General features: G+C 65.2%; 16 protein-coding genes, 10 pseudogenes and 1 other annotated feature. Of the genes and pseudogenes, 9 read left to right on the top strand and 17 right to left on the bottom strand.

What is annotated here, in order from left to right; translation table 11 throughout:
- Window positions 1–108: 108 nt before the first annotated feature.
- From J2W78_RS23705 to J2W78_RS23695, 3 pseudogenes are all read right to left on the bottom strand, one after another.
- Window positions 109–1002: pseudogene (locus J2W78_RS23705) on the bottom strand (IS110 family transposase).
- 185 nt (window positions 1003–1187) lie between these two features.
- Window positions 1188–1373, bottom strand: a pseudogene (locus J2W78_RS23700) (integrase core domain-containing protein); the annotation flags it as partial.
- Window positions 1373–1498: pseudogene (locus J2W78_RS23695) on the bottom strand (IS3 family transposase); the annotation flags it as partial. The pseudogenes J2W78_RS23700 and J2W78_RS23695, both read right to left, overlap by 1 nt.
- Before the next feature lie 139 nt (window positions 1499–1637).
- Between J2W78_RS23695 and J2W78_RS23690 the strand changes: the two are divergent.
- Window positions 1638–1889 (top strand): hypothetical protein, encoded by a 252-nt coding sequence (locus J2W78_RS23690; protein WP_253374191.1) that lies wholly within the window; start codon window positions 1638–1640, stop codon window positions 1887–1889.
- A 251-nt stretch (window positions 1890–2140) separates the two neighbouring features.
- Window positions 2141–2485, top strand: a complete 345-nt coding sequence (locus tag J2W78_RS23685; RefSeq protein ID WP_253374190.1) for a hypothetical protein — start codon at window positions 2141–2143, stop codon at window positions 2483–2485.
- 137 nt (window positions 2486–2622) lie between these two features.
- On the opposite strand, the pseudogene J2W78_RS23680 reads toward J2W78_RS23685, so the two are convergent.
- A pseudogene (locus tag J2W78_RS23680) lies at window positions 2623–3420 on the bottom strand (IS3 family transposase); the annotation flags it as partial.
- 130 nt (window positions 3421–3550) lie between these two features.
- On the opposite strand from J2W78_RS23680, the pseudogene J2W78_RS23675 reads away from it, so the two are divergent.
- Window positions 3551–4337 (top strand): annotated as a pseudogene (locus J2W78_RS23675) (IS3 family transposase); the annotation flags it as partial.
- Window positions 3679–3817, top strand: a sequence feature (AL1L pseudoknot). (Overlaps the previous pseudogene by 139 nt.)
- Before the next feature lie 139 nt (window positions 4338–4476).
- Here the strand turns inward: J2W78_RS23675 and J2W78_RS23670 are convergent.
- Window positions 4477–5007 (bottom strand): annotated as a pseudogene (locus J2W78_RS23670) (IS630 family transposase); the annotation flags it as partial.
- Window positions 5008–5029: 22 nt separating this feature from the next.
- Window positions 5030–6040: pseudogene (locus tag J2W78_RS23665) on the bottom strand (IS110-like element ISMmg1 family transposase); the annotation flags it as partial.
- 75 nt (window positions 6041–6115) lie between these two features.
- Between J2W78_RS23665 and J2W78_RS23660 the strand changes: the two are divergent.
- A pseudogene (locus tag J2W78_RS23660) lies at window positions 6116–6589 on the top strand (IS5 family transposase); the annotation flags it as partial.
- Between the two features lie 6 nt (window positions 6590–6595).
- On the opposite strand, the gene repC reads toward J2W78_RS23660, so the two are convergent.
- The 3 genes from repC to repA all read right to left on the bottom strand — a co-directional run bounded on the left by repC (window position 6596) and on the right by repA (window position 10294).
- On the bottom strand, window positions 6596–7855 hold the full coding sequence (gene repC, locus J2W78_RS23655; RefSeq protein WP_253374189.1) for a plasmid replication protein RepC: 1260 nt from the start codon (window positions 7853–7855) through the stop codon (window positions 6596–6598).
- Window positions 7856–8063: 208 nt separating this feature from the next.
- Window positions 8064–8915, bottom strand: coding sequence for a plasmid partitioning protein RepB (gene repB / locus J2W78_RS23650; protein WP_253374188.1), 852 nt, complete (start codon window positions 8913–8915; stop codon window positions 8064–8066).
- Between the two features lie 152 nt (window positions 8916–9067).
- Window positions 9068–10294 carry a plasmid partitioning protein RepA gene (gene repA, locus J2W78_RS23645; protein WP_253374187.1) on the bottom strand — a complete coding sequence of 409 codons (1227 nt, stop codon included), beginning with the start codon at window positions 10292–10294 and terminating at the stop codon, window positions 9068–9070.
- Between the two features lie 1171 nt (window positions 10295–11465).
- Here repA and J2W78_RS23640 point away from each other — a divergent pair.
- Window positions 11466–11810: a transposase family protein gene (locus J2W78_RS23640; RefSeq protein WP_253374186.1), complete on the top strand. Its 345-nt coding sequence runs from the start codon at window positions 11466–11468 to the stop codon at window positions 11808–11810.
- Window positions 11811–12050: 240 nt separating this feature from the next.
- Here the strand turns inward: J2W78_RS23640 and J2W78_RS23635 are convergent, their stop codons facing one another.
- Window positions 12051–12407 (bottom strand): hypothetical protein, encoded by a 357-nt coding sequence (locus J2W78_RS23635; protein ID WP_253374185.1) that lies wholly within the window; start codon window positions 12405–12407, stop codon window positions 12051–12053.
- Between the two features lie 368 nt (window positions 12408–12775).
- Here J2W78_RS23635 and J2W78_RS23630 point away from each other — a divergent pair, with 368 nt between their 5' ends.
- A complete protein-coding gene (locus J2W78_RS23630) occupies window positions 12776–13333 on the top strand; it encodes a hypothetical protein (RefSeq protein ID WP_253374184.1) in 558 nt (185 codons plus the stop codon).
- A 355-nt stretch (window positions 13334–13688) separates the two neighbouring features.
- On the opposite strand, the pseudogene J2W78_RS23625 reads toward J2W78_RS23630, so the two are convergent.
- Together J2W78_RS23625 and J2W78_RS23620 are read right to left on the bottom strand one after the other, a co-directional pair.
- Window positions 13689–14620, bottom strand: a pseudogene (locus J2W78_RS23625) (IS630 family transposase); the annotation flags it as partial.
- A gap of 266 nt (window positions 14621–14886) precedes the next feature.
- Window positions 14887–15858: a PAS domain-containing protein gene (locus tag J2W78_RS23620; RefSeq protein WP_253374183.1), complete on the bottom strand. Its 972-nt coding sequence runs from the start codon at window positions 15856–15858 to the stop codon at window positions 14887–14889.
- A 292-nt stretch (window positions 15859–16150) separates the two neighbouring features.
- On the opposite strand from J2W78_RS23620, the gene J2W78_RS23615 reads away from it, so the two are divergent.
- Window positions 16151–17587, top strand: a complete 1437-nt coding sequence (locus J2W78_RS23615) for an IS1182 family transposase (RefSeq protein WP_253374182.1) — start codon at window positions 16151–16153, stop codon at window positions 17585–17587.
- 413 nt (window positions 17588–18000) lie between these two features.
- On the opposite strand, the gene J2W78_RS23610 is transcribed toward J2W78_RS23615, so the two are convergent.
- On the bottom strand, window positions 18001–19299 hold the full coding sequence (locus J2W78_RS23610; RefSeq protein WP_043767036.1) for an ISNCY-like element ISMex6 family transposase: 1299 nt from the start codon (window positions 19297–19299) through the stop codon (window positions 18001–18003).
- 461 nt (window positions 19300–19760) lie between these two features.
- Here J2W78_RS23610 and J2W78_RS23605 point away from each other — a divergent pair, with 461 nt between their 5' ends.
- Window positions 19761–20360 (top strand): alpha/beta fold hydrolase, encoded by a 600-nt coding sequence (locus tag J2W78_RS23605; protein WP_253374181.1) that lies wholly within the window; start codon window positions 19761–19763, stop codon window positions 20358–20360.
- A gap of 214 nt (window positions 20361–20574) precedes the next feature.
- Here J2W78_RS23605 and J2W78_RS23600 read toward each other — a convergent pair.
- The 4 genes and pseudogenes from J2W78_RS23600 to J2W78_RS23585 form a co-directional block, all read right to left on the bottom strand.
- Window positions 20575–20946 (bottom strand): annotated as a pseudogene (locus J2W78_RS23600) (methyl-accepting chemotaxis protein); the annotation flags it as partial.
- Between the two features lie 551 nt (window positions 20947–21497).
- A complete protein-coding gene (locus J2W78_RS23595; RefSeq protein WP_253374180.1) occupies window positions 21498–21995 on the bottom strand; it encodes a hypothetical protein in 498 nt (165 codons plus the stop codon).
- A gap of 8 nt (window positions 21996–22003) precedes the next feature.
- Complete coding sequence (locus J2W78_RS23590) at window positions 22004–23146, bottom strand: ImmA/IrrE family metallo-endopeptidase (RefSeq protein ID WP_253374179.1); 1143 nt, start codon at window positions 23144–23146, stop codon at window positions 22004–22006.
- Window positions 23146–23433: a type II toxin-antitoxin system RelE/ParE family toxin gene (locus tag J2W78_RS23585; RefSeq protein ID WP_253374178.1), complete on the bottom strand. Its 288-nt coding sequence runs from the start codon at window positions 23431–23433 to the stop codon at window positions 23146–23148. Before J2W78_RS23585 ends, J2W78_RS23590 begins: the two co-directional genes overlap by 1 nt.
- A 117-nt stretch (window positions 23434–23550) precedes the next feature.
- Between J2W78_RS23585 and J2W78_RS23580 the strand changes: the two genes are divergently transcribed.
- Window positions 23551–24429, top strand: a complete 879-nt coding sequence (locus J2W78_RS23580; protein WP_253374177.1) for an IS1 family transposase — start codon at window positions 23551–23553, stop codon at window positions 24427–24429.
- Window position 24430 lies beyond the last annotated feature (1 nt).

The following is a 24430-nucleotide window of genomic DNA, read 5'->3' as shown; positions in this document are numbered from 1 at the left end:
TCCGGGATCCGAGTACTTCCGTCAAAAAGTCCGGCTTCCCGGCCGGTGAGAGAGGTCATGACCTGACCAGTATTTTGGACCGAGCCGAGTGAGCGACTGTCTTGCTGGTCAAGCGGGTTGCCATGGCGTTCCGTCTCTTAGGATGGCGTTGAGGATGGTGATCAGCTTCCGAGCGGTGGCAATCAGGGCGACGAGCTTGGGCTTGCCGGCTGCGATGAGCCGGTCGCGGAAGGTTTTCAGCGCGGCGTTGTGACGGCTGGCCACCAGGGCACCCATGAACAGCGCCGTGCGAACAGGTGCGCGGCCGTCTGCGATGAAGCTCCTCCCTCGCCACCGACCGGATTGCCGCGTCCAAGGGGCCAAGCCGACCAGCGCGGCGACTTGCTTTCCGTTGAGACTTCCAAGCTCGGGCAGCTCCGCGATCAGGGTTCGTGCGATCGTCGGTCCAACACCAGGAACGGAGGTCAGGAGGGTCTCCTTCCTGCGCCATTCAGCGACCGGTCTACCTCTGCATCGATCGAGCGGTCGATTACATCCTGCTCCTGCTCCAATGCCTCTATGACGCGCCGGACGCTGTCTCGAATGCACGATGGAGCTTGGCTCGCTCGCTGCCGCTCGGACGCGATCAGCCAAGGCCTGAGTCTTGGCATCGGCCCGAGCGCGAACGGGTGGGTTGGTGGCCGCCGCGAACGGGGCGATCACGGTGGCGTCGATGCGGTCGGTCTTGGCGCGTTGGCCCAAGGCGTGAGCGAAAGCACGGACCTGTGCTGGGTTCACGATCACGGCTGGCAGCCTCCAGGTGGTGAGAGCACGTGCCACCATGGCTTCCAAACCGCCGGTTGCCTCCAGGACGACGAGCTTCGGCTTCAGGGGCCGGAGGCGTTCGCACAGTTGCTCCACGCCCTCGGTCGTACGGTCAACGGCGAAGTTCGCTCCAGAGGGATGAACGTGAATATCGAGGCGGTCACGGGCCACGTCGATCCCGACAACAGGAGCGTCCATCTGATCCCATCCTTGCGCAAGCGGGCTTCGCGTTGAGCGGCCCAAGCGACTGTTCGGGTTCGATGGAACGGCGGGCGAGGACCCTGGCTCACTTGCGGGCTTGGTGGCCCCAGAGGCTAACGGTCTCTCACCCGCAACCGCGCCGAGGAGCATACCCGGCGAGGTTGGGATCAAGTTACAAGAGGCTACTGCATGGCCGCTGCCATGGGTAGGCGGAAGGCTAGATCAGGGAAGCTGACAGGCGCGGGCGGCCGGTAGCCCAGGGACGAGTGCGGCCGGACACGGTTGTATGTGTTCTGCCATAGGCCAATCACGACCTGTGCTTCTCTCAGCGAGTAGAAGATCTCCTGCCTCAGGCACTCGTCGCGCAGCTCTGTTCGGAGATCTCCGCCTCCTTGCACGCCAACGCCAAACTCTTGCCCTGAGCTGTCTCCACCTCGATCTGGCGCAGCTTCAAAACGACCTGCTCCGCGCTCGTCTTCTGTCCTCGCCGCATGTCCAACTCCTTCGGTCCTGGCTGATCCTCTCAATCAGCCCGGTCCAAAGCCATCGGGTCAGGTCACCTCCCGCCGAGGCCGAAGCGCGCTACTATGCCCAGACCGAAGTCCAAACCTTGGCAGCCTGACCCAAACCAAATGGCCTCCGGGAAAACCGGGGCGGTTCAGCTGGCGCCGTGCCCTGCGGGCTGGAGCGCCTGCACCGGAGATGTCGTCCCCCTGGGCTTCATCCCGCTGGCGCTGCCGGCACCGCCCTCCCCTGTCCGGGCCGAGCCGCTCCGCCCCAGTGCCATCGAGATCGAGATGGCCGGCGGTCATCGGCTGCGGGCCGAGGCGGGCGTGGAGGTCGTTCTCCTGCAGGGTCTGATCGCAACGCTGCTGGGCCGATGATCCCGGTCCCTTCCGGCTTACGGGTCTTGCTGGCACCCGCGCCGACATCGTGCGGATCATCGGGACGGCCAAGGTGCTCGACCGGGCCAAAACCCGCTGTGGGGAACGAGCGCTCGCCTGGAATCACGCCGTGCGCCGTGACCTCGCGAAATGAACCCCCCCTCCCCTATCGCCCTCCCCGCCCGGCCCCGATTCCCGGGAACGTCGGGCGCGGGGATGCCCCAACCACCTGCCCGTCGGCGGAGGCCGCCATGATGCACGCCTTGTCACGGCTCGACCCAGCCATCGCGCGATGGGCCCGGGCCACAAGGCGCCGTGACATGCTCACCATGGTCAAACGCATCACCGCCGGGATCACCGGCCATTTCAAGACGCGGATCACCGAATGGTTTGCAGCCGTTCTGCTGTTGCAGCTTGGGTGGACGCTGGTCAGTCCCCCCGCGTCGTTTCCCCCGTCCACCGCGTGGTCCGTGATGGCGGCACGGATGCCGGAGGAAACATGGGGTGCAATCATGCTGGCCATCGCCGGCACGCGCTTGCTCGCCCTCGACATCGACGGGACGTTCCGGTCGTTCCGTTACTGGCCTGCCCCCTGAAAAGTGATCCTCCTTGAAGGAGGCTTTTGAGCCTTTGTGGAGTTGACCCCGTTTGTGGTCCACGACCTACGCAAGTTCTCGGGCTGTAATGAGGGTCCCCCGGATCTTGGTCCGGCCGAAAGGTGAGCCTCCGGGTCTCATTCGGCGGGCTGCAGGGCCGCCGCCAGGGCGAATTCCTGGGGCGTTCGCCACCCCAGGGCGGTGTGAGGACGCCTCTCGTTGTAGTGCCGCCGCCACGTCTCGATCTTGCTCCTCGCGTCAGCCAACGACAAGAACCAGTTCGCGTTCAGGCACTCGTCGCGCAGGCGGCCGTTGAACGACTCGACCAGTGCGTTGTCGGTCGGCTTGCCAGGGCGCGAGAAGTCCAACGTGACACCGTTCTCGTAGGCCCAGCGGTCGAGGGCTTTCGAGACGAACTCAGGCCCGTTATCGACTTGAATCGCGCACGGTGCTCCGCGCAGCAGCGCCAAGCGGCCGACGACAGCCACGACCTGTTCGCCTTTGATGCCCTGGTCGACCTCGATCGCCAGAGCCTCGCGCGTGAACGTATCGACGACCGTCAGGGCCCGCAGCCGGCGGCCGTCGAACAGCGCGTCGGAGACGAAGTCCATCGACCAGCGTTCGTTCGGCTGGAGCGCAGCAGGCTGACGCTCACGGTGTGCCGCGCTGACGTGCCGGCGCGGTCGCTTGAGCCGCAGGCTCAGCCCCTCGTCCCGGTAGAGACGGTGGACCCTCTTGTGATTCACCCGCCAACCCTCCCGGCGCAGCAGGATGTAGATTCGGAAGTAGCCGTAGCGCACCCGGCTCTTGGCCAGATCACAGATGCGCATCCGCAGCGGTGCCTGATCGGGCTTGGTCGCGCGGTAGCGGATGCTCGACCGGCCGACGCCGAGCGCGGCGCAGCCGCGCCGCTCGCTCACGGCATCCAGGCGAGCACGAGCAGCCTGTCGCGCTTCTTCGCCCGGCCTGTCCCCGACGCTGCCGACCGAGGGCTCGACCCCCGCCTCCGCCAGCCGCTCCGTGTAGCGTACGGCGAGGTATTGCGAGCCCCTGTCGCTATACAAGGTCCGTCAAGCCGAGCGGGACCAGGGCCAGTGGCCCGGACCAACGACGGACGAGCGCGAGCGGATCAAAGCACTGGAGCGCGAGAACCGCGAGTTGCGCCAAGCCAACGAGATCCTGAGGAAGGCGTCGGCCCATTTCGCGATGGCGGAGCTCGACCGCCGGTCGCGGACATGATCGCCGTCATTGACGATCACCGGGAGGCCTACGGGGTCGTCCTTCGAGAGCCTCAGGATGAGGCCGATCTGCCGCGTGCTGCCGATCGCCCCGTCAACCTATCACGCCCATGCCGCGCGGCGGGCCGATCCCGGCAAGCTGCCGGCTCGGGCTCGCTCGGACGCGGCGCTCATGGTCGAGATCCGGCGCGTGTTCGAGGAGAACTTCCACGTCTACGGAGTGCGGAAGGTCTGGCGGCAACTCGGTCGAGAAGGGATCGCGGTGGACCGTTGCACGGTCGCCCGGCTGATGCGGGTCATGGGGCTGCAGGGCATCGTGCGGGGCAAGAAGGTTCGCACCACCATCCCGGACCCGGCCGCGGCCTGCCCGCTCGACCGGGTGAACCGCCGGTTCAAGGCCCCGCGTCCCAACGCCTTGTGGGTCGGCGACTTCACCTACGTCGCGACCTGGACCGGCTCTGTATACGTGGCCTTCGTGATCGACGCCTATGCCCGGCGCATCGTCGGTTGGCGGGTCTCCCGGGCTCCATGCCGCCTTCGTGCTCGACGCTCTGGAGCAGGCCCTGCACGAACGTCGTCCCCTCCAGGGCGGCGGGCTCGTGCACCATAGCGACAGTCAGAAGATTGGCGCCAGTTCCCGGGCGGTCTGCCCCGCACTCTGATCGACCGATCGTGTCTTCCCCCGGACCTGTCGGCCGCCCGGGAACGCCCTGCGGTGAGGTTTTACCTCGCCGATGCCTGTGACCCGAGAAGGGCGTGGCCTGGTTCCATCGGCAACGGGTCCTGCGTGCTGACGAGCGCCTGAATTTGGCTCTTCTCGTCGACCGAGAGCACGACGGCATGGGCGGTTGGGTCGACGTAGAGCCCAACGACATCGCGCAGTTTAGCGGCGAAGGCCGGGTCGGTGGAGAGCTTGAACTGCCGGACCCGATGCGGCTGCAGCCCATGCCCACGCCAGATCCGTTGCACTGACGAGACGCTGATGGCCGCGACCTTGCTCATGGCGGCGGCCGTCCAATGCGTGGTCTCGCCGGGCGGCTCTTCCTGCGTCAGAGCCACCTCCGGCCCCAGCGGCGGGATGCGCGCCGGCCGCGTCTTATCCCGCAGGAGCCCTGCGACGCCTTCCTGCGCGAAGCGGTCCTGCCAGCGCCAGACCGCCGTCTTGGAGACGCCCGCCTCACGCATGATCGCGTGCGTCCCGAGCCCATCGGCGCTAAGCAACACCATGCGAGCCCGCCAGACGTGCTTCTGTGGCGTGTTTCGATCCGCGACCAGGGCCTCCAACCGAAGGCGATCCGCGGCGGAGAGCTTGAAAGACGCGCCCGTGGCGCAGCAGCGCCCAGACGATGCGCGCCATCTTGGCTGCCAAGGCCACCACCGCCGTGTTGGTGTGCGCTCGCGCCAGCAACCCGCGCAGCCACTGCCCGAGCCGCGTGTCACCCTGCCGGAGCGTCTGCATCGCGGCCCGGGCGCCCTGGATGAGCGTCTTGCGCAGGTACTTGCTGCCGCGCTTGGTGATGCCGACGAGCTTGGGCTTCCCTCCGGTCGTGACCTGCCGCGGTACGAGGCCGAGCCAGGCTGCCAGGTCGCGCCCGCGCGCGAAGGTGGCCACGTCGCCGATGGCCGCAACCAGCGCGGTCGCGTTGAGCGCGCCGATGCCCGGGATGGTCGTCAGCCGCCGCGCGTTCTCGTCCGTGCGCGCCTGCTCGGCGAACTCGGCATCCAGCGCGGCGATGCGCCGGTCGAGGCTCTGCCAGCGCTCGCGCACCTCCGCCACAAGGGTGCGCATGCGCGCTGTGAGGGAGGAGACCGCCTCCGTGTCGAGTAACTCGGTTAGACAGGCAGCCAGCTTGGCCCGCCCCTGCGCTACGACATAGCCGCGCTCCAGAAGGATGGCGCGGACCTGGTTCATCAGCGCCGTGCGCTCGCCCACGAGCTGGTCGCGGACCCGGTGCAGGGTCTGCACGTCGAGCTGCGCCTCGGATTTGAGCGCCACGAACCGCATCGTTGGGCGGGTGGCCGCCTCGGCGATGGCTTCGGCGTCGCGGTCGTCGTTCTTCTGCGCCTTGACGTACGGGCGCACGTATTCCGGCGACATCAGTCGGACCGTGTGCCCCTGCTCCACGAGGGCTCGGCCCGTGTGGTGCGCACCGCAGCACGCCTCCATTGCCACGACGCACCCCGGCAACTTCGCGCTGAAGGCGATCACCGTCTCGCGCCGCATCCGGCGGCGCAGCACGACCCGCCCAGTCCCGTCCAGCCCGACCAGGCTGCAGCTGTTCTTGCCCAGATCGATCCCCAGCACCGCGATCGTCATCGTCCCGCTCCGTCCCTTCAACTTAGCGACCCTGCAAGGCTAGCAGGGCAGCCCGGTGAGGGGCGGGCCATCCATAAAGGGGGGGCTGCCACCGGCCCGAACCCGACGGACCGGGGCAAGCCGGGCACGAAGCGCCACCTCGTCATCGACGCCGGCGGCACGCCGCTGGGGGTGAGGCTGACGGGGGCCAACCGACACGACAGCCCGGAGATGGCACCGACCCTCGATGCCATCCCGCCACTGAGCGCGGGCCGGCGCGGCCGACCGCGCCGACGCCCTGACAAGCTGCACGCCGACAAGGCCTACGATGCCAAGGCGCGCCGGCAGGAGTGCCGGGCGCGCGGGATCGTTCCGCGCATCGCCCGCAAGGGCATCGAGAGCAGCGAGAGGCTTGGCCGACACCGATGGGTGGTCGAGCGCACCTACGCGTGGTTCAACCGCTTCCGCCGCCTGCCCATCCGCTACGAGCGCCGCGCCGACATCTAGGAGGCCTTCACCACCCTCGCGGCAAGCCTCATCACACTCAACCAGATCTACCGGTTCTGTTAGGCGCTCTTAACCACCAGCAGCACGGCGTGCGAGTCGGCCGCGGCTGAGCGCCTGCAGCACCGGCCCCAGGCTGAACTCTCCTCGCCGCTGCCGGTCGACCAGCGCGCGCAGGTAGCCCCCCGGCGCCTTGATGTGCTCAGCCCGCTGCAGGATCGCTGCAAGTGTCACCGCTGCCGCATCATCGCCCATCACCTCACGGGCTTCGCCCCAAGCATGAGGGCTGATCCCAAGTATGGACCGGACGAGACCTGCGGTGTCGATGAGATCCCGCCAGGAGCCGATGCCGCCCCGAGCGTAGCTCCGAATGTCGGGGCATGCGTCTAGGACGAGACCGAGTGGGTAAGTGGTGCGGGTCGGGAGGTGAGCGGTGGCCGCCCCCTGCCCTGCCTCACCGCGTGCGGCCGGCGCGCCGTTTACCGGACCGGGCGATGTCGATCCCTTCCCCCCCATCTTGGAGGCTGGTTCATAACTAAAAAGTTCGGGGTTTGAATTCTGACAGTGCCGCTCATCCTGACCGGCATTGCCGCTCGAATTCGAGACTTCTTGATGCGCAAGCAACAGCTTGCCCACGTCGGCCGCCAGCCCAGCCAGGGCCTCTGCAGTCGCGTCCAAATTGGCGCGGGCAGCCACGCGGGGCAGGGCGCCCAGGATCGCGCCGTAGCGGGCTCTCAACGGCTCCGCGGCGCCCGGCGCGCCCTCCGCCGCCTCCAGAGCCTGGATCAGCTTCACGCAGTCCCGGCGCAGCAGCGTAACGCGCTCGCGGACCACGCGCAGCGCCATCGCCGCGGCGCGCACGGTCTCGGCTAAATCAGCGAACTCGGACGCGCGGGCGACAAGCGGGGCGAGGTCGAAGCCGTAGGCCTGTGCGACTTGGCCCCCTGCCCCGCGCCGGCAGTAGCGCTTTCCATTCGGGCTATCCCGGCGGATGACGATGCCGGCCTCTACCAGGGCGGCGAGATGGCGCCGGATCGTGGACTCGGCCATACCGCGCGTGCGCGAGCCCAGCGCCCGGTTCGACGGGAAGACGACGAGCCCGGGCCCCTCCCCGATCTGCAGCGCGGTCTCTGGCAGGAAGCTTGCCAGCGCGTCGAGCACGGCGAGGCTCGGCGACGAGAGGCCGAGCTGCGCGCGCGCCTCGGTGATGTCGCGGAGCACGGTCCACTTCTGGACGGTGGTCTCGCGCAGGCAGCAGTCTGCGTTCGCCTGCGCTCGCACTTGCGCAGCCGTCAACGATCGCCGCCCGAAGGGCGTCGTAATGTGGAGCATGCTCGGATCGAGTACCGGGCCAAGATGGGGCGTTCGCCGTCACGCAATCACGCGCGGTCGGCGGTGTTCAGCCTTGCGATGTGCCGGGAGATGTGATTCTCTGGGTCTGCCAGGACTACAGAGAGGGGGTCTGCCGCACTTCGGTTCGGTGGGCCCTTTCTTTTGACGGTGTCCTCGTCTCCTTCCTGTTGGTGGTGGATCGGCGGGGTTAGCCCTTGCTCGCCCGGTAGGCGGCAAGGATCTCGTGAAGCCGGCCGGCAAGGTAGTCGCCGAATCCGGGCTCGATCTTCTCGTCGGTCGTCACGCGCACGCCGGACGTGCTGCGCTCGACACGGGCGAATTTCATCCCCTTGGAGTCTTTCATCGTTTCACCCTTCGGCTTGCGAGCCGGCTTCGGCGCCGCGGTGAGCGCGGTCAGCACCACGGCGAATCGCTCGTCCGACGGCTTACCGGCAAGGTCCGGGGAGGCGAGGGCGGTATCGACCTGCTCCGGTGATGCGCCCTGAATCCGGTCGGCGAGCGTGAGCCAGCGCGGGCGGCCGATCTTCGGCGCTGGCCCGATCGCGGCGAGCACGGGTGCGGGGATCGCCTCCGCCACCGCGAGGTAGTTCACGAGGTCCGGGCGATGAACGCCCATGGCCTTCAGGATCACCTCACGCGCGACGCCGGCCTGCTCCATGTTCCGGGCGAAGTGGGCCCGCTCGATGTAACTCAGATCCTCGCGGGCCAGGTTCTCGGAACCCTGCGCCACGACCAGTTCGGCGTCGCTCAGGTCTCGCACCACAGCCCGGACTGGCTTGCCGATCTCGCGGGCCGCGCGCGTGCGGCGGCGCCCGTAGGCGATCTCGTAGCGTCCCGGCGCCGCTGGATGCTTGCGCACAAGGATCGGCGTGTGCTGGCCTTCCTCCCGGACCTGGTCCACGAAGGCGGTAAAGGCCGCATCGGTGGCGTCCGGCACCCGGTCGGCGATGGCGGACGGGTCGCAGAGGTTGGGGTCCAGTTCGACAACCCCGTCTTCCGCGAGAGCGGGGGCTGTCTGCGCGAGCCAGAGGGAAGCCATGGAACGCGCAGCCCCAGATCGCTTCTCAGGCGGGGGCGGGGCTGTAGCACCTGCTACAGGGGGTGAAGCCGTTGATTTCTCAGCATCCGCGGGGTGCGGGGCATCTGCCTGGATCGGCGAGCCCATTATCGCGGAAAGGCGTTTCTTCTGGCTCATGCGCGGCCCCACGCCCGGCCGATCAAGCTCTCGATCTCGCCGTTCACTGCGTCGAGCGCGTCAAGGGCGCGCCGGTAGGTCGATCCCGTCACTTCGTCGCGGCGTAGCGGGGTCTCGTAGACGGTCTGCCCGCGTAGTCCGGAGTTCGCGACTGCGGCCGAGTCGAGCATGGCCTTCGTCAGCACGCGCTCGCCGAACAGCCCACGCAGCATCGCGACAACCTCCGTCTGTGGGGTGTCGTTCGGCTCAAATCGAGTGACGAGGTAGCGGAACCAGTCGTGGGCCGGCGCGCCGCCCTGGGCGCGGACCGGCTCCATCAGCTCGTCCATCATGGTCAGGAATTGCCGCATGCTCGAGACATCGAGCATCTGCGGGTGGATGGTGATGAGGAGCGCCGTCGCGGCGGCGAGCGCCGAGATCGTGAGATAGCCGAGCCGGGGCGGGCAATCGATCACCACGGCGTCGTAGGCGTCCGCCACCTCGCTCAGCGCCAAGCTGATCCGAGCAAAGAAGGGGGGCTCGGTGTCGCCAGGCTGCCGCCGTGCCAAGTGCATCGGTGCCTCGAACTCGAACACCTCAAGCTCAAGGTCGGCTGGCACGAGATCCAGGCCGGTGAAATAGGTCTGCCGGATCACCTCCTGCATGCCCCGTCGCTCCGCCCCGTAGCGGATCGCGTCATAGATAGTGGGGTAGGGGGTCGCCTCGTTCTCCGGCCGGACGCCGAGCAACGTAGAGAGCGAGGCCTGTGGGTCGAGATCGATCGCCAACACGCGGTAGCCGCGCAGCACGAGGGACTGCGCGAGGTGGGCCGCGGTCGTGGTCTTGCCGGACCCGCCCTTGAAGTTCACGCAGGCGATGACTTGCAGGTGCTCGCCTGCTTCGGCATTTCGATGTGGCTGGTAGCGCCGGCCGACCCGGTCGATCTCGTGCAGATGCGCGCGGAAGGCGTGGATGTCGGCAAGCGTGTAGAGCCGGCGCCCGCCCGGCGCGACCTCGGGCTCGGAGACGAGCAGATCGGGCGAGAGTTGCCGGATCCGGCTATCGGTCACGCCGAGGATGCGTGCGACCTCGCCCGAGGTGAAGCGCCGGAGCGTCTTCGTCTCGGAGGGCGAGAACACGACGGCCGCGATCTCGCGCAGCTTCCGCTCAAGAAGGCGTGCGTCCTTCCCGGCTGTGGTGTTCGGCGCGGGCGCGAGGGGCCCGAGAGGAACGTGCTGATTCATGCTCCCGACTCGTTTGCGGTTTGGTGACGAATATCACCCTAGCACCGCAAGCGAGCATAGAGGACCGATTCGGTTTCGGGAGTCGAGTCCCGCGCAAGCCCGGCACAAGCTCGATCGCGGATTCGCGTGTGGAGGAACCCGCGGGTCGGACCTGCGTTCCGGACGCCTTGATGCAGGGCTCGGTTCGACAGACCAGCGCATCGACGATGCGGACCTGTCCGTGCTCCGGCTCCGCGATCAACACTGCGGATCGCAGGCGCAAGAGGTAGGTGTTGAAGGTACCACCAGACGCCGTGAGCCTAAGCGTATCCGCAAGGGCAGCGCGCGCGGTTGCCACCGGCCACGTCTCGGCGAGTTGCCAGAGCATCGACCCCGCGCCCGGGATACGCTCGGCCCAGAACGCGGCGAGGTCCGGTCCCGGCTCGGGCACGACCGGGATCTTCATCTCGCCGAGCGCAAGGAATCCTTCGTCCGTTGCGTAGAACAGGCTGCCGCGCTGTTCGATCCGGCACGCACCCCACAGGCGGGAACTCGTAGATCTTGAAGGTGTCGCCCGTGCGCTCCAGCCCAGCGGCGACCGCCCACTGCGCTTCCATCATGCCGGTAGGGTGCGCAGCCGCCAGCGCGGCGAGCGGGCGGCGCTCGGCACCGATGGTGGGACGGTGGAGGGCGGCGGCGCTGCGCTCTTAGGCAGGCCTGACTGCACGCTGCAGTCCGGGCCGCGTTGGCCAAGCCGCAGCGGCGTTGTCCGCGCAGGGTGCGGCTGGCGCAGCAGACCCATGAGGGGCCAGCCCGGCGCCGCGGACGCACCCTGAGCGCCGAGGGCCCGACAGGCCTCGGCAAGCGCGCGGGCGGCATCCATCAGTGTCCCCGCTTGGCGGGTCAGGTCGGTAGAGCGGTCGCACATTTCAGCGCGCCCCGCCTCCCGCCAGGCCGCCTGCCCGCAGCTCCCAGCCGATCCGTGTCGGCAGGCATGGTGGCCGATGATGGAAAAGCCCGAGAGGGCGCGGGGCGTCGCCTCTCTGCGGGCCATAGCACCGACCAGGGAATTTTCGATGCCCACAATCAGGGAGTATCGGTTCTCTGTCACCTTGTGGGGCGGTGAGAATAAGAACGGGAGCCTTCGCTCTGGGCGGAGATTCGGAGGATTAGAGGTAGCCCGGATCCGCCCATGCCCAAACGTTTGCTCCCCTTCATTCCAGCCTCGCTGCGCGTCATCGCGGTCTCGCCCGAGCCCGAGCGGGTGACGGTGCTGGCAGTGCCACGATCGACTACGCCGAGCTGTCCAGCCTGCCGCAGGCGATCGGATCGCGCCCACGGCCACTACAAACGCTGCCTCGCCGATCTGCCCTGGCAGTGCCGCTCCGTCTGTCTGCGCCTGCACCTGCGCCGCCTGCGCTGCGGCAATCCTGCCTGCCCCCGCTGCACCTTCACCAAGAGCTTGCCGGACCTCGCGGTCCCGCATGACCGGCGAAACCGCGCTCCACTACGGCGCATCATAGGATTAGAATGCTGATGCCCGAGCAACGGCGGCCGGTGGCAGCGTTGGCGGGCAATCCAAGCGGTGCCCGGATGCGGCCGGAGGACCAGGGCTGGACTCAGGGCAGGCGGCCGCCCTCCAAGTCGACGATGATGCAGTCGGTAACCTCGCGATACACGTTGGTACGATCCGGCGTGGGCCGGGGAGGGGAGTGCGCCATCGGACAGACCTTCGCGACGAGCGGCCGCGGAGCCTCTCTCCCGACCTCTAAACCCGTCACGCGCCGCGCACTTGACCTCTCCCTCTCGACGGGGCGCCCAACGGCGACCGCAACAAGGGAGCGTGCGGGCAGCGCTCCGGCCCCATCGGTGCCGCAAGTCCTGCCAGCGCGCCGGTTGGCATCGGCTCAAGACGCGAGCGTCCCCAACGGGGCGGCACGTGACGGCGGACGAGGGCGAGCAGGGCTGCGGCAGTCTCGGCCCGCCCGCTGCAGGCCTTCACCGCGTCGGGATCGGGAGCGGGCACGCGGTCGATCACGGTGAGCCGTGTGGCGACCCGGGTGCCGTGCGGGGCGAACAGGCGCACGTCGAGGGCGGCGCTGAAGACGATGTGCGCGGTCCGATCGCGCCGCAAGCGAGCTAAGGCTTCGGCGCCGGTCGGGCGATCTGGCGCGAGCGCTTGCCCGGTGATCGCGACCAGACGTCTGCCCGGTGCGAGGCGGGCCAGGGCGGCGTCGAAGTGGCGTCGCGCAGCATCGGTGACGCGCCGCGGCACCCCATGGGCGGCGGCGATCAGCGCATCGGCCGTGGGGTGCCGCGACGCGAGGGGAGGGGACGCGGGACGGCAGGATGGCAGCAGACGAGATCATGGAAGGCTCCGTTGAGATGACGGCCGCGTCGCGGGCCTGCTCTTGCGCGCGCCTGCGACTTTCGCGAACTTCCCGACTGTGCCCGGCCTCTCCTGCGCCGTGGGTAACGCCGCATCGCCGCGGCAGCCCGGGCATGCAGAGCGACGCGCAGCCCATCTCGGGACGGGCAACGGGCGGCTCCCACCGGACCAGCGCACGGCCCGCTGCGCAGCGGGCCGGCGTCGGTCGAGGCGGAGGAAGGCCCTGGCGCTACTCGGCCGCTTGCGGCCAGGCTTCTGCCTCCGGCAAGGCGCTCGCGTCCGGGTCGGTCAGGAAGGCGGGAAGCACGGTGCCGGTCTCCGCGGCCGCGCCGTGGTCGACACCATTCCGGGGCAGGGGAGGGGGCTTCGTCGCCCTCCTCAGGCGTGCGCAGCGGCTGCGGCAGCCATCCGGTGCTGGCCACGAATCGTTCCGCTTCCGCGGCCATGTCGGCCTTGCGCAGATGGTCGATGAGTTGAACCGCCGTCTCGCCCTTCGCCTCTCGCACCGCGGCGAGGATGCCGGCCTTCGTCGTGCGCCCGAAATAATTCGCGACGTTCGGCGTGAAGCTGCGGGTCATGTCGAGGCCGACTTGCCGGGCGATCCGGTCGGCGGGCGACACGGCGCGGTCGAGCTGAGCGTGCGGCAGGATCACGGCATTGAGGCTGAGTGACGTGCAATGCGCGAGGAGGTCATGCCGGCTATCATGATCGGAGACGCGCAATGCCGACCAGAGATCCTGGGGCCGGGATGGTAGTTGCTGGGACCAACTGGCATGCCGCTCGGCGATCGCAGCCGCCGCCGGGTTGTCGGCAAGCCCCGGCACGGCGCTCGCCAGGGCGATGTGGCGCGCCTTGATCTCTAGGCATGTCTCCCTCGCGCCGCTCCCCCGCTAGAAGGTCCGGAGCGTAAGAGCATGCAGCAGAGCGAGCAATGCGGCGTCGGGATCGCGGGCGAGCGCGTCGCGCAGGCCGAGGGCGTGCACGCTCATCAGATCGGTCAGAAGCCGGTCGGAGATCACGGCCCCGGCCTGCAGCGGCGAGGTAGGCTCGACATTCAGCTGGCGCGAAGCGGGTTAGGCTGCGCCGTATGGCGTCCCAGAGATCTGGGATGGTTCGCGCCGCGGCGCAGCGCAGCAGCGCCTTCAGCTTCGCGAAGGCCATCTCGATCGGGTTGAAGTCGGGCGAGTAGGCTGGGAGGTAGAGCAGCCGGGCTCCCACCACCTCGATCTGCTCGCGGACGCCGCTGACCTTGTGGGCTGGCAGGTTGTCCATGACGACCGTGTCGCCGGGCTGGAGCGTTGGAGCGAGCACGTCGGCCACGTAGGTGCGGAAGGCATGCCCGTTCATGGCACCGTCCAGCAGCCAGGGTGCGGTGATGCCGCTGGTGCGCAGACCCGCCGTGACGGTGGTGGTTTTCCAGTGGCCCTGTGGCACGCTCATCCGGCAGCGTTCGCCCCGTGGAGCGCGCCCGTAGCGCCGGGCCATGGCGGTGTTGGCTGCGGTCTCGTCGATGAAAACGAGGCGATCTGGGTCGAGGTCGAGTTGGCCCTCGAACCACGCCTCGCGCGCAGCTCTCACGTCCTCCCGGTCCTGCTCGGCCGCGTGCCCCGTACTTTTTTTCGCGAGATGCCGTGGCGCTTGAAGAAGCGCGAGAGGCTACTCTGGGCCACGCAGATGCCGTGCTCGGCGAGAGCCGCACGGAGTTCGTGCAGGTAGATGCCGGGCTGCGCCTCGTAGAGGGAGACGATCAGGTCGGCCCGCGCCTCGATCTGGTGCGAGCGCTGATCACCGCCCATCGGCTTGGGCGCGACGTGGCCCTCACGGGCGAAGCGATCACACCACCGACTGGCGCTCGCCAGGCTGACCCCAAAGCGTTCGGCAGCTTTGTGCCGGGAGGCGCCGGCCGCGACGGCAACGACCACGCGCTGACGCAGATCGACGGACAGGGCTGAGGACATCGGCGCTCTCCTTCGCCGACCAACCCGTCACCTCGCTAGCCGTTTCATCACGCTCGGATGGTGCTCTAAGCGGCCTCCAGCGTCCGCCGCAGGAATGTGATGAGCCTGAGGTGGTGCTCGTTCTCATCCTCGCCATGCGGGCTGTGATCCTGGCCCGCCAACAGATGCACTTCCGGGGTGCGCCCAGCTTGCAGCAAGCGAGCTTCGAGCCGCTGAGTCATCGCCACCGACCACATTGCGTCCCGTGTGCCGTGGCTGAGGAACATTCACCGCTTGCCGAGCGCCAAAGTCCCATCTTCCATGAATGAAAAGACGATGCCGTGGCTTCGGAGCGCCTGGATTGTCGCTTGGCAGGCGCGCCGGGAGGCACTCACGTCTTCGTCTTCGAGCCGGCGAACGGTCGAAAAAGAAAGGCCAGCCGCTTCGGCGAGTTGCTGCATCGACCATCCGAGCAGGGCGCGACCCGCGCGTAGATGAAACCCGCGGACGAGCTGTTCCAGGCTCTGCCGCACCGCGCCGGGCGTCATCCCGGTGAGTTGAAGGGGCGCGATGTAGTTCACCCAGCCGTCTGGGCCGCCGGCAGCGTTCCGCATCGGCACCATCACCATCCGATACGGTCTGATCTCGCCGCTGGCCAGGATGAGACGGGGCTGTGTGTGGACGACCTGTCGCGCCAGATAGAGTTCGCGACCATGGTCGCGCCAGCGGGCGCGCTCCTCCTTCAAGACAGGGAGCGTCGGCTCCTCGAGCAATTCCTTCCGCGGCAGCCCGACCAGCTCCAGCCATTCTGGTGAGAAGTCGGTGTAGGGATAGACGGGAGTTGCGGAGGTGAACGCGCCGGTTTGCTCGAAAAGAGTCCTCTTCCGCCGACGTTCCGCCGCCTGTGCGCGCGCCAGCATCTCGCGGTCGCTCACATCGATCAGCACGCCCATGGCCTGCAGCGGACGCCCGTCAGGCGCCACAATCACCTCGCCACGGCTCATCACGGTGCGCATCGTCCCGTCCGGACGGATGATCCGGAAGGATTGCTGCGTCATCTGACCGGTTTGGAGCAATTCCGACGTCGAGGTGACGTTGTCCCGGTCCTCTGGGTGAACGAGGGCGAGGAGAAGGCCGTATTCCGGTCGGGCCGAATTCGGCTCGAGCCCGAGGATCCGGAACAGGCCCGGCGACCAGACATGCTCGTTCGCGGCGAATGTCCACGACCACGTCCCCGTTAGCCCGAAGCCTTCGACCAAGCGAAGGATACTCTGTGATGGAAGGGGGCGCGCAACGTTGATCATCGTCAGCGTTTGTTTAGCTGCTGAGGCAAAGTTGTGTCAGATCACGAAATTTGCTTTGACGTGTTTCTGAGATCGCTATGGTCTTTTTTTTGCTGAATTCGGCTGTACCAAGCTAAGGTTGCAAGCGAAGCGGCGATTTCAGATATGGGACGTCTGCTTCTTGGCAGAGAGCCAGGGTCTGCTCCCCACCGAGGCTGTGTGAAAACGTAGCGGTTCTGATAGTCTCTGTGGGACAGCGGAGGCGTGTATGGCGCGGTTCATCTGTGGTGCGGATCGCCACCAAGTCACGCTGTTGCCGAACCGGTTGGACGACTATGTGTCCGAAGACAATCCGGTGCGCGTCGTCGACCTGTTCGTAGACGAGCTCGATCTCACGGCCCTGGGCTTTGCGAGCATGATGCCGGCCGCGACCGGACGGCCCGGGTACCATCCCGCGACGCTGCTGAAGCTCTACCTCTACGGCTACGTCAACCAAGTTACTTCCAGCCGCCGTCTGGAGCGTGAGGCCGGTCGCAACGTCGAGCTGATGTGGCTGACCGGCCGCCTCGCCCCCGACTTCAAGACCATCGCCGACTTCCGGCGCGATAATGGTCCTGCGATCCAGGCCGCCTGCCGCCAGTTCGTGGTGCTGTGCCGACAACTCGGCCTCCTGGCCGGTGGTATCGTGGCTCTCGACGGCAGCCGCTTCAAAGCGGTGAACACGCGTGATCGCAATTTTACCCCGGCGGCGGTCCGGCGCCGCATCGAGCAGATCGAGGCCAGCATCGCGCGCTATCTCGCCGCCCTCGACACCGCCGATCGCCAGGAGGACGAGGTCGCCCACGTGCGCAAGGTGCGCATCGCGGAGCGTCTGGACGCCCTGCGGACGCGGATGCGCGAACTGCAGGCGATGGAGACGCTCGTCGAAGCCGCCCCCGACCGGCAGATCTCGCTGACCGATCCGGACGCGCGGGCGATGGCCACGCGCGGCAAGGGGACGGGGATGGTCGGCTACAACGTGCAGGCGGTCGTCGACACCGAGCATCATCTGATCGTCGCCCACGAGGTCATTAACGTCGGGCACGACCGCACCCAACTGGCGCACATGAGCCGCCAGGGCCAAGTCGCAACCGGGCATGAAGCGCTCAGCGTGCTGGCTGACCGCGGCTACTTCTCGGGCGAGGAGATCCTAGCCTGCGATCAGGCCGGCATCGCGGTGACACTGCCCAAACCGCTGACCTCGGGTGCCAAGGCGGAAGGGCGCTTCGGCAAACAGGACTTCGTCTACGAGGCGGAGACGGATACCTACCGCTGTCCGGCCGGTGAGCAGCTCCCCTACCGCTACACGAATGTTGAGGGTGGGCTGACGCTACGGCGCTACTGGACGACAGCCTGCCACGGCTGCGCGCTCAAGGCGCGCTGCACGCCAGCCAAGGAGCGGCGGGTGACGCGCTGGGAGCACGAGGCGGTATTGGAAGCCGTGCAGCGCCGGCTCGACGCGGATTCTCACGCGATGCGCACGCGGCGGCAAACGGTCGAACACGTGTTCGGGACGCTCAAGGGCTGGATGGGGGCGACCCACTTCCGGACGCGACGGTTGAAAAACGTGGCGACCGAGATGAGCCTACAAGTCCTGGCCTATAATCTGAAGAGGGTGCTGGCGATCCTCGGAGTTGAAACGCTCCTCAGCGCCCTCCGGGCGTGAGAGCACGCCGCACCTCGCGCACCATCTCCGCTCCGCACCGATAGACCAAAACGCGTTCTCACACAGTCTCCACCCAATACGGACCTTCAACGCCGCAGCTCGAATGTCCGCTCGGGATCAGCAGCGGCGGTCTGATGTGCGAGAGGGGAGGGGACAAGTTTGCCCTCATGACTTGAGCACGCCCTCCGCCACCTCGATGAAAGAAGCGGTGCCATTTGGGTTTGGCCAGGGGGTGTCATCTCAATTTTGCGCCTACACCATGTGTCAACGCTAATCAGAAATGGCACCGCTTCCGCAAAGTAGACATGACACCCCTCTTAGAAGGCACAGAGGGGAGGGGACACCGCAGCGAAGCGGGTCGGGGTGGCGAAGCTGCGGTGTCACCGGATCCAGATCGACACGGCCGGGTGCCCTCACCCGCTCTTGAACATGTGCCGGTCCACCTGCCCTTGCCGACGAGGCGCCTTCTGTGAACGGTTTTGATCCCGCTCCTGCTGCCGCTCGGCAATGAACGCCAGGACCGCACCCAGGCGCTTGTTCTCCACGATCGCCGCCTGATCGACATGGCGTATCCGATCGAAGGTGCGAAACGGTAAATCCAAGCCTTGATGTCGGATCGCGAAGCGTCCGTCCGGATAATCGATCACCTGCACACGCTTACGAGCAAGGGGGCGCGTGACAGCAGTCGGCTCCAAGATGAATGTGACCTTGTCGTACTGGAGCGTAAGGCTGTTCGTGACTGTTCTCTCCTCTTTCCAAGCAAACACATCGTCCAGAATGATATCGCCCTGAAGCGCTCGATGGGCGTCTCGCTCATCGAAAGGCGGCTTGCCGAAACGAGCGTTGTGATCGGCTATAAATCCGACCAGAAACTTGTTGCCATCTTCCATCGAACAAATTTCTGCAAGTCGCATCTCCTTGATCAAACGATCCTGCAAGGTGCCGAATGCTCTCTCAATACGACCCTTCGCTGAGGGCGTGTTCGCGCACATGATGTCGATGTTGAGTTCGTCCAAGGCGCGTCCAAATTGGGTCATGCCTGTCCCGCCAGCGGCATCCCGCTTGCTGACACGAAAGACCGCGTGCTTGTCGGAATAGAATGCAGTAGGGCGCCCATGCTTCAACAGGTAAGCCCGTGTTTCTCGGAGATAGTCGAATGCAGACTCCGAATGCACAAAGGCAGCGTGCATGATCCGACTCGTTGCGTCGTCGATGAACGCAAGCAACGTGCATTCCGGCCCACGACTCTCAAACCAGTAATGCTTCGAGCCATCGATCTGAATCAATTCGCCAACACGGTCGCGACGAAGCCGGGGCTGATGTACGGAAGGGAGGCGGCGCCTACGATCCAACCACAGACCGTCTTCCATCATCCACTTGCGCAACGTTTCACGAGAGACTGGACAATCATGTAGGTTGGCGAGCTTCTCACAGGCGAGGGTAGGGCCAAAGTCCGAATATCGCTCTCGGACAATGCTCATGGCCAACTGACGCACTTCATCGGGCAGGCGATTGTTGCTCGGCCGACCGCGCCGCTTCGAGATCAGACCGGCTGCGCCTTGCTTCCGAAATGCCGCGAGCAGGCGAAAAACCTGCCGCCGCCGCAGCCCCATCAGATCGCAGGCATCATCGATAGCAAGGCGCCCAGCCTCGACGTCGAGCAGAACATCGAGGCGCGAAAATTCCTTGCCGCTCATGGACTTCAACCCCATCGCGCGCACCCTCCACATCCATCAGAGGGAGAGGGGGTGCCGTTTCAACTTTGCCAGGGGGTGTCATCTCAATTTTGCGCCTACACCATGTATTCGCATAATATACGTTATGGAACCGAAGCACCTGATATTTATAGTTGATCTCTGACCCGATCCGCATCGCACGTCAATTTGAGAAGCGTCTGTACTCCGAAACCGCGCTCTGGCAGGGCAGGGGCCCTCAGAAGTTCACGGAAAGGGTGCCCCCCTCCCCTACCCCGATGGCCCTGGGGACCGCTTCTATCGGCCCCTTCAGTAGCGGGTCAGGAGTTCTCCGCAGCCTTGTTCGGCTTCGCGCTATAAGCGGAGGTTTGCCACCTGCTTGGAAGCGGACGTTCCGCATGCGACCCGACGCGGTCGTTCACGACCGACGCGTCTGCCCCTACAAGCGGACGTAGCAGAGCGCTGGATAAAGACGGCACATGACCACGACATTGTTCCTTCCCGGCGCGTCAGGCAGCGCGACCTTCTGGCGGCCGGTGGCGCACGCTGCGGGGCTGGACGGCGTGTTCCTCGCATGGCCGGGGCTGGGAGCAGAGCCGGCCGATGCCGGCGTGAACAGCGTCGATGATCTGGTGGTGTTAGCGGCAAGCCACGTCACGGAGCCGGTCAACATCGTCGCGCAGTCGATGGGCGGCATCGTCGCGATCAGGCTGGCCCTCATATTCCCCGACCTTGTGAGGCGCTTGGTGTTGGCCGTCACTTCCGGGGGAGTACCTGTGACCGATTTAGGAGGATCGGACTGGCGTGCCGACTATTTCGCGGCCTTTCCTACTGCTGCTGGTTGGATCGCTACCCCCGTACCAGATCTATCGGAATCGATGCGGAGCATCAAAGCGCCGACCCTTCTGTTGTGGGGCGACGCCGATCCGATCAGTCCCGTCCCGGTGGGTGAACGATTGGCTGCTCTCATTCCGGATGCACGATTGCGTGTCGTCGAGGGGGCCAACCACGATCTAGCCCAAACGCACCCGAAAGCCGTCGCCGAGGAGGTGCGCAAGCATCTGACGGCGAGCGGGTAGCCCTTTCCCGATCAACGATCGTTTTCAGAAAATCCACCCCGACCATTAAGGGGCAGCTATCGACGAATTCCGTGCTCAAAGCGGTCGGATTGCTTTCCACCCGACCCGGTCGTACAGCGGACCGTCAGGACCCGACCCGACCTTGTCGTACGAGGTGCTGGAAGCGCCGCCCGAAAGCAGACTCGGCGCATGCGGCGATAGCGCGGGATGAGCCTTATGCTGTCCGCACAGTGCTGAGGAAGCGGGCGACCTCGGCGCCGAGATGCTCGGATTGGCGCGACAGCTCGGCGGCAGCGCCAAGGACCTGGGTCGCGGCAGCCCCTGTCTCCTCGGAGGCCTGCGCCACGCCGGCGATATTGCTGGTGACCTCCGTCGTCCCTACGGCGGCTTGGCTGACGTTGCGCACGATTTCCTGCGTCGCCGCGCCCTGCTCCTCCACCGCCGCCGCGATCGAAGTTGCGACGCCGCTGATCTGCTGGATACGGTTGGTGATCCCGCCGATGGCCGACACGGCCTGGTCCGTCGACGCCTGGATGCGCGCGATCTGACCGGCAATCTCTTCGGTCGCCCGGGCGGTCTGGTTGGCGGTAGTGGGTCAGTTTGAAATTTGAAGGGATTGACCCGGCCTTGGAGCAGTTGGTCGACCGTGGCATGATGAGAGAATGAAATGGTCAATCGATGTTCAAGCGCCCTACCACCTCCCTGATTTGGAGGGCTACCCCATCACGCTTCCGGCTGTGGAGGCTGACACGAAGCAGGACGCCGCTAGTAAAGCCGGCGAAGCGGTTCGTGCTTACAGGCCTGCGCTCGATCAAAACGCCCGTGTAACAATCACGGGCGAGGACGGATCAACGAGCCACGACACACCTCAGACGGTAGATGAGTTTCTGGAGGATGAGCAGAACCATCCGAGGGAGGGCTTATGACCCCCCGCAAGCGCCCCCGTGATCCCAACCAGCTCGCCAAATTCATCGTAGATGCGGTGACCGGAGAGGCTGAAGTTGGACAGCCGACGACGCTTGAGAAGCGCGCTCGCAAGGCCGGGCTCAAAGGTGGCACGGCGCGCGCTCGCGCTCTAACCCCGCAACAGCGTTCCGAGATCGCGAGTGCAGCGGCTTCTGCTCGGTGGAAGAAATCCTAAGCGACGTCCTCGTCGTCAGCATCGCGGGATTGCTGGGCTGCCGCTTTCTTTTCCTCGTAGTCATCCGTGAAGTCTAAGACGAACTGCAGCGGCGGGTCTTTGGGAAACTGCGTTTTCATGTGCTCGACATCACACATGGCGCGGAAGACATCATTCGCAATAGCGTCTCGTCGCTGACGGACTGCCTTCTGTCTAAGATTTGATGTACCGCCGTGGTCCGTATCAAACCATCGCTTCAAAGCAAGGTCGCCATCAAACAGCGTAACGCACTGCTTAGCGCGATAGGTCACGCCATTCTCATCGACCCGTGATGCCTGCCGCAGGGCCGTCGTCACCTGCCGCCGCAACAGTTTTCGTACATCCTGCGGGCGCGGCAGCAGGTGCCTGTTTTCCATTGCCCACGCGACGAAAGCGTCAGGATCGCCGGACTCATCGCCGGTTGTCTCCTCCCAATCATCCCAGTGGCGCAACACTTGTTCATTGAAGTTCGGCATAAGCCCTCCTAAAGACCGGTCGGCGCGTAAAATCCCCAGCCGTCCTTAAACTGCCAATCCATGAGATAATGGCGGATACCCTTTTGGTACTTTCTGAGCCAGTTGTACTTTTTCGTCTTGTTTTGTATCTGTCCGATCACGATTGCCGGATGAACTTCAAGGCGAGCCGAAAAAACAAGTACGTCGTTTTCGGAGATAAATGGGCTCTTTCGTGCAATAAAAGAATTGAGCTGCTGCCTAGGAACGCAGAACTCGCCTGCTGCAGTGTTTGCACGGATTTCCTCTTCAGGTAGATCGTTGCTACTCTCGTAATTGCCGTCAAACTCATCTATCGGCGCAAACGTCTCCGCTTGTCCGTCGCCCTGCAGGACATGCTCAATCTCGTGCCGCAGAACGAAGCAGAAGTTATCGAGGCGATCTAGGCGTGTCGTCATCCCAATTACGGGCTGCCCGTCAAGCCAGACGCAAACACCATCAATCTTCGAACTCGGCAATGCTTCGACAAGTACGAAGCGCACACCACAATCCCAAAGTATGGAAGGAATTTTGACTAAGTCCTCCTTATCGAGCATGTGAGCCTTAATCGCCGCCAAGTTCGCCGCGAGAGCATTGGCCGAATAGGGCGGCGGACTCATCAAGGACGCGATCTTCATGACCCGATGAAGCCACGCGTACTGGATGGCAGTGGTTCCATCGTAGTCCAGCTTTCGGGCTGCGTGAGCGATGACCGATCCGCTTCCAATGAACGGAATGTCGTCCACGGTAGGTTTATTGAAAAACCGCAGCATCTGAAGGTCAAGAAGACTCGGCTCAGTCTCCTCGATCCAGCCGCGCTTGATCATCTCTCGGACAGGAAAAGTCGAAAGCCATTTCGACCGCAGGCGCACGCCGGGGTCAGCCGGCTTCGCAATGGAGAGATCGTACATCTTCTGCAAATTGGCGAAGAAATCGGCAGGCATATCGAAAGCCGCCCCGAGGTCCGTAGCTAGCTCAGGCGTAATGCGTGCCTTGCCGGTTAACAGCGGGCTCAACTGCTGTGGAGACATGCCGAGAACATACGAGAGATCAACCTGCTGCCAACCACGGGCCTCAAGCTCCTCAACGATGAACGTTCCTGGGTGATCTACAGGGATCATGAACTCGGCGGACATTAGTGATAATCCTCGATAGTCAGCACCTCAATAATTTGGGGCTCAGGCTCTTCATCAAGCGTAAAAACCATCCGGTACTGGTCGTTGAGTCTTATTGACCGATGGCCTTCGCGGTCGCCTTTTAGTTTCTCGTAATGCAAACTCTTCCAATTGCGCAGGGAGCGATCATCGGATGCTGCTCTGAGAACTGTGAGTTTTCGGCGCGCAGACTTAATGACCGCCACGGGCAGGCGGGTTTCTCCCGCTCGTGGCGTCTCAATAAGGGCTAGCGCGGGGTCGGCGAACACGATCCTCATCCCCCGTGATTACCTGATGGGGATATTGGTTTCAAGGCCGATTAAGTCAATGGCTTAAACTGACCCATATGCTTGACTTAAGGCTGAAAATGGTCGCATGTGGGAGTTATGAACAAGCTCTCCGCTTCGGATCGCGCGCGCATCCTTCACCTTCTCTGCGAAGGGAATTCGATCCGCGCCGTGACCCGGCTGACGGGCGCGAGCAAGAACACCGTCTCCAAACTGCTGGTGGATGCTGGAAAGGCTTGCGCTGCCTACCACGATGAGCACGTTCGCAAAGTCGCCGCGAAGCGCGTCCAGGTCGATGAGATCTGGAGCTTCACCTACGCCAAGCAGAAGAACGTGGCGGGCGCTGTGGCGGCGCCTGACGGCGCTGGAGACACATGGACGTGGACGGCCATCGATGCCGACAGCAAGCTCGTCCTGTCCTACTTCATCGGCGCTCGGGACGGTGAGTGCGCTGCATGGTTCATCGACGATCTAAAGGCCCGCCTTACCAACCGTGTCCAGCTCACTTCAGACGGTCATAAGGCGTACCTGCAGGCCGTCGAAGACGCCTTCGGTGCCGATGTCGATTACGCCCAGCTCGTGAAGATTTACGGGAACGCCCCTGGTGGCGCTACGGGCCGCTACAGCCCCGCTGAATGCACCGGGATCAAGAAGACCACCGTTGAAGGCTCGCCCGACGAGGCGCACGTCTCCACGTCCTACGTCGAGCGTCAGAACCTCACGATGCGGATGCACATGCGCCGGTTCACCCGGCTCACAAATGCCTTCTCAAAGAAGGTCGAGAACCACGCCTATGCCGTGGCGCTGCACTTCATGTACTACAACTTCGTCCGGCTCCACGCGAAGCTGCGGATGAGCCCAGCTATGGCTGCTGGCGTGTCGGATCGGCTTTGGGAGATTAGCGATATCGTGGCGCTGGTAGAGGGCATGGAAGAGCAGCCGGCGAAGCGGGGTCCCTACAAAAAATCTGCCGAGTAAA

This window comes from Methylorubrum extorquens (assembly GCF_024169925.1).
Taxonomy (GTDB): Bacteria; Pseudomonadota; Alphaproteobacteria; order Rhizobiales; family Beijerinckiaceae; genus Methylobacterium; species Methylobacterium extorquens_A.
The sequence above is the reverse complement of the archived record's forward strand: the minus strand, read 5'-3'. Positions and strand labels throughout refer to the sequence as shown.

Excerpts from the sequence above, each read along its gene's own strand:
- J2W78_RS23640 (WP_253374186.1), top strand. The coding sequence starts at position 11,466 with ATGCCCAAACGTTTGCTCCCCTTCATTCCAGCCTCGCTGCGCGTCATC.
- J2W78_RS23610 (WP_043767036.1), bottom strand. The coding sequence starts at position 19,299 with ATGGGGTTGAAGTCCATGAGCGGCAAGGAATTTTCGCGCCTCGATGTT.
- repA (WP_253374187.1), bottom strand. The coding sequence starts at position 10,294 with ATGAATCAGCACGTTCCTCTCGGGCCCCTCGCGCCCGCGCCGAACACC.
- J2W78_RS23615 (WP_253374182.1), top strand. The coding sequence starts at position 16,151 with ATGGCGCGGTTCATCTGTGGTGCGGATCGCCACCAAGTCACGCTGTTG.
- J2W78_RS23685 (WP_253374190.1), top strand. The coding sequence starts at position 2,141 with ATGATGCACGCCTTGTCACGGCTCGACCCAGCCATCGCGCGATGGGCC.
- J2W78_RS23580 (WP_253374177.1), top strand. The coding sequence starts at position 23,551 with ATGAACAAGCTCTCCGCTTCGGATCGCGCGCGCATCCTTCACCTTCTC.
- J2W78_RS23595 (WP_253374180.1), bottom strand. The coding sequence starts at position 21,995 with ATGCCGAACTTCAATGAACAAGTGTTGCGCCACTGGGATGATTGGGAG.
- repB (WP_253374188.1), bottom strand. The coding sequence starts at position 8,915 with ATGGCTTCCCTCTGGCTCGCGCAGACAGCCCCCGCTCTCGCGGAAGAC.
- repC (WP_253374189.1), bottom strand. The coding sequence starts at position 7,855 with ATGCTCCACATTACGACGCCCTTCGGGCGGCGATCGTTGACGGCTGCG.
- J2W78_RS23690 (WP_253374191.1), top strand. The coding sequence starts at position 1,638 with ATGGCCTCCGGGAAAACCGGGGCGGTTCAGCTGGCGCCGTGCCCTGCG.
- J2W78_RS23605 (WP_253374181.1), top strand. The coding sequence starts at position 19,761 with ATGACCACGACATTGTTCCTTCCCGGCGCGTCAGGCAGCGCGACCTTC.
- J2W78_RS23590 (WP_253374179.1), bottom strand. The coding sequence starts at position 23,146 with ATGTCCGCCGAGTTCATGATCCCTGTAGATCACCCAGGAACGTTCATC.
- J2W78_RS23630 (WP_253374184.1), top strand. The coding sequence starts at position 12,776 with ATGCAGAGCGACGCGCAGCCCATCTCGGGACGGGCAACGGGCGGCTCC.